A 4,007-nucleotide genomic window follows, 5' to 3' on the forward strand; every position below is an offset into this window, starting at 1 on the left:
AAGAATTTTGCGGCGCGATTTATAAATTTTGCGATTTGTAAATTTTTGCGACGTAGACGTTGCGCAATATTTTGTAGCGGGCTAAAATTTGAAATTTCGATTACGCTCTGCTGCCGTGTTTTATACATCGCGGAGCTCAAATTTTATTTGATAAATTCCAAAAATACCGCAAATTTCACGACTAGTTAAAATTTTAAAGCGCTTCAAATTTACGGCGCTGCGAAATTTAAAATTTAACTACGTATTGCGCGCGCCGTAAAAAATACGCACCTACCAAATTTATTGCCGCGACGGAATTCCGCGCCGCCGCGGCCCGCATATTTGATAAATAGATTTCCCAGCGCAAATTACATGCTGGCAAATTTAATTTATCGCCGCATAAAATACTATCGCGCAAATTTGGCGCGCGAATTCTGCTTCAAAAAACGGCAAGAGGTTTTTGCATAAAATACTATCGCGCAAATTTGGCGCAGCACAAAGTCCTTCGCCGCGTAAATCTCATAGCGTATTAAAAACCCTATCTCCTGCGTCTCCAAGGCCCGGTACGATATATTTTTGCTCGTTTAATCTCTCGTCGATCGCCGCGGTAAAAACCTCGACCTGCGGGTAGATCTCGCTAAATCTATGAAGCCCCTCGGGCGCTGCGATGATGGAGATAAATTTGATCTTTTTGACGCCGTTTTTCAGCAAAAATTTAACCGCATCGATCGCCGTACCGCCGGTCGCAAACATCGGATCGATGATGATTGCGGTGCGCTCTGTGGCATCGGCGGGCAGTTTAGCGTAAAAAAACTCCGCCTGCGCGGTCTTTTCGTCGCGCTGAAAGCCTAAAAACCCCACGCTAGCGTCGGGCATAAGCTTAAATACGCTATCTAGCATCCCCAGCGCGGCGCGCAAAATCGGGCAGATCATGATCTTTGTAGCGAGCTTATACGCGCTGGTTTGCGCCACGGGTGTATGCACGCTCACCTCGCGCAGCGCCAGATCGCGCGTCGCCTCAAACATCATCAGGTAGCTGATCTCATCGACGAGCATGCGAAACTGAAACGGATCGGTCTCTCGATCGCGCAGGATCGTGAGCTTATGCTCGATCAGCGGGTGCTTGATCAGCCTCACGTTAGGCAGCTCGCACGCGGTTTGGTACGTACAATTTTGGCTTTGGCTCATTTTCTCTCCTTAAATTTACTGAATTTTGCGCCCTCTTGGGCATTTTAATTATCTGTTTTGATGCGAACTCCAGCACCGTGGCGCTAAAATTTTGCCGATAACGGTAGCACGACTTTAAATTTAGCTCATTTTCACTGCAATGCACGCGTTGTGACATTTAAATTTAACTCGGCGGCTCGCTTTAAATTTAACGCCTTTAAAAACGCAACGCTTTAAATTTAGCTCGCGCGTGCCGCTTTTGATTTAGCCGCCATTTAAACAGGGCGCGCTTTTTATCGGCACGCCGGGCACTACTTTTCGGCGAGCGCTCGCGACGTAAATTTCATCTGCGAAATTATCGTCTGAGGCAACTTTAAATTTACTTAATGCTCGCGCTCGTGATCCAAATTTTAAAATTCCCCGCTATCTTGCGCGCCGATAAAATTTTAATTTCATGCATGCGGGCGCTGCGCAAGCAAGCTAAAACAAACCGAGCGCGTATATTTTAATTTAACTCGCCGCAAGCTGTTAAATTTTAACGTGCCGCGGGCAATCAAATTTAACAGCCCTACTCCTTCACCACGCGCAGAAACGAATACACATCCTGCACCCCGGGCGCGTGCGTCGCATACCAGATCGCGTGCTTTTCGTGCTCGATGTCGCTCACCACGCCACTAAATACCACGTCGCAGCCCACGATCGCCACGCGTACCGCAGTGCCAGAAACGTCGGTATCGGAAAAGAGATTTTTCTTTAAATTTGTAAAAATTTCAAACGAATTGCACGGATATTCGGGCTTTTTGACGCGCAGATAGGTATGCACGCGCCGCACGCCTTCGGTTTGCCGAGCTAAAGCAAGTAGCGGCTCGCGCATCGCTTCGCTATCCAGTAGCCCGATGAGATAGACCTCGCCGTAGAAGCACTCGACCTCCAGATCCCAGCTGCTAAGGCCTTCGGTGAATAGAATTTTGCTTTGGATTTTAGTCTGGACGAGCTTGTCGCTAGCGACCTCGCTTACGCTGCGGCGGTCGCGTGCTACGGAGTAGATGTCGTATACGCTAAGCGCGTTGCCCGCGGGCGCCAGCGGAGCCGCGCACGAGCTAAATAGCGCCGCGCAAGAGAGCAAAAACACCCCTAAAATCGCTAGAAACAAAACCCTCAAACCCTCTCCAATCTCGTTTAATTTCTAATTATCTCAAGCCAGCCGTTAGCTTCACTTTTTAATTTTAGCCCCGCAGGCGCTATTTTGCCGCAGCTTGAAATTTTGCTCCGTAAAATTCCGCCTAAACCGCACGCCGTAAAATTTTACAATATAAATTTTAAAATTTACGTTGTAATTCGCACGGCTTGCAGAATTTTGCGCTTTCGCCATGGCGAATTTCACGCGCAATATTCGTCGCCGTAAAATTCTACGCGGCTAAATTTCGTTGCAAATTTGCCGCTGCGAATTCTACGAGTAAAATTTCTCGAGGCGGAATTCGCTGCCGTAAAATTTTATATTTCAAACCCGCGCCCAAAATCCGCCCGGTCGCAGCTAATTCGTCGTAAGTCCGCCGTCTATCGCAAATATCGCGCCGCTGACCCATTTCGCCCCGTCCGACGCCAAAAATACCGCCGCATCGCCGATGTCCTGCGCGCTACCGATTTTGCCGAGCGGATAGATATTTTGCACCATTTGCTCAAACGCCTCGCGTCCCTGCGGGCTAAGCGCGCTTAAATTTCGCTCAAACTGCGGCGTAAGAACGCTCCCGGGCGCTATGGCGTTGACGCGAATGCCGAGTTTGCCGACCTCGAAAGCAAGCGATTTGGTGAAAGAATTTAGCGCGCCTTTGGTGATCGAATACGCCGTCGTGGTGCGCCCTACGAGCATTCGGTTCGCAAAATACGACGAGATATTGATCACGCAGCCTTTGCTAGCCGCAAGCGCACCCAAAAGCCCCTGAGTAAGGAGATAGGGCGCTTTAACGTTTAGGTTTAGATGGGCGTCCAGCAGCGCTTCGTCGGTCGCCTCAAACGGTACGAATTTTCCCAGTCCAGCGTTATTTACTAGGATATCTATCTTAGGAGATTGCGCTAAAATGCGCTCGCAAAGACCTTTTATCGTTTTGCTTTGCGCCAAATCCGCCTCTACCGCGTAAGCTTTCACGCCGTAACCGCCTAGGTTCTCCTGTGCGATTTTTAATTTCTCCTCGCTTCTGCCGAGTAGGATCAAATTTGCGCCCTCTTTGGCAAAACACTTTGCGATGCCAAGCCCTATTCCGTCACTTCCGCCCGTAATTACGGCTGTTTTGCCCTCTAATCGTTTCATACTTTTCCTTTCAATACGTAAATTTAGGTTCTAAAAATTTGAGCGAGATTTATGGATCTCGCAGACTTCGAAATTTTGCAGGCTTTGAAATTTTATTAACTTTAAAATTTCGCCCGCTTTAAAATTTCGCGGCGAAGCGAAATTTCATCGATAAAATTTTACTAACTTTGAAATTCTACCGATAAAATTTCACGGCAAAATTCCATCGTAAAGCTCGCGGCGGAATTTCATCGGGAATTTCATCCGTAAATTCCACTCAAACTGCGCCGCTTGGCTTACAGCACCTGTTTTACGCTGCTAGCCGTGATTTCAAGTAGCCTCGTAGCAAAAGGGAATTTCGCCTTCGTTTCTTCAAACTCCGCGCCACTATCTATAAAGCGCGCCGTGCCCTTCACTACAAAGCCGCGCCCCGCTCCGAACCTCCCTGCTAGCTCCTTCGTTGCGACGCTAATCTCGACGTTTGGATTTGCCTCCACGTTGCTTTGCGTCTTTTTCATACCCGCAGCGGGGATGAGGATGCGGTCCCCCTTAATGACGAGATATCTGTTCCACG

4 protein-coding genes are annotated in these 4,007 nt (G+C 48.5%); all 4 read right to left on the reverse strand.

What is annotated here, in order from left to right; genetic code table 11:
• Nucleotides 1–498 precede the first annotated feature (498 nt).
• Nucleotides 499–1,125 (reverse strand): uracil phosphoribosyltransferase, encoded by a 627-nt coding sequence (upp, locus tag Q0277_RS09690; protein WP_297997597.1) that lies wholly within the window; start codon nucleotides 1,123–1,125, stop codon nucleotides 499–501.
• 589 nt (nucleotides 1,126–1,714) lie between these two features.
• Complete coding sequence (locus Q0277_RS09695; RefSeq protein WP_297997591.1) at nucleotides 1,715–2,308, reverse strand: BON domain-containing protein; 594 nt, start codon at nucleotides 2,306–2,308, stop codon at nucleotides 1,715–1,717.
• Between the two features lie 372 nt (nucleotides 2,309–2,680).
• Nucleotides 2,681–3,454, reverse strand: coding sequence for an SDR family oxidoreductase (locus Q0277_RS09700; RefSeq protein ID WP_297997593.1), 774 nt, complete (start codon nucleotides 3,452–3,454; stop codon nucleotides 2,681–2,683).
• A 275-nt stretch (nucleotides 3,455–3,729) separates the two neighbouring features.
• A partial coding sequence (locus Q0277_RS09705) for a pyridoxamine 5'-phosphate oxidase family protein (RefSeq protein ID WP_297997595.1) occupies nucleotides 3,730–4,007 on the reverse strand: 278 nt, incomplete at its 5' end.

Source organism: uncultured Campylobacter sp., from assembly GCF_938030815.1.
GTDB lineage: Bacteria > Campylobacterota > Campylobacteria > Campylobacterales > Campylobacteraceae > Campylobacter_B.

Coding starts and splice junctions, on each gene's coding strand:
- Q0277_RS09700 (WP_297997593.1), bottom strand. CDS start 3,454: ATGAAACGATTAGAGGGCAAAACAGCCGTAATTACGGGCGGAAGTGAC.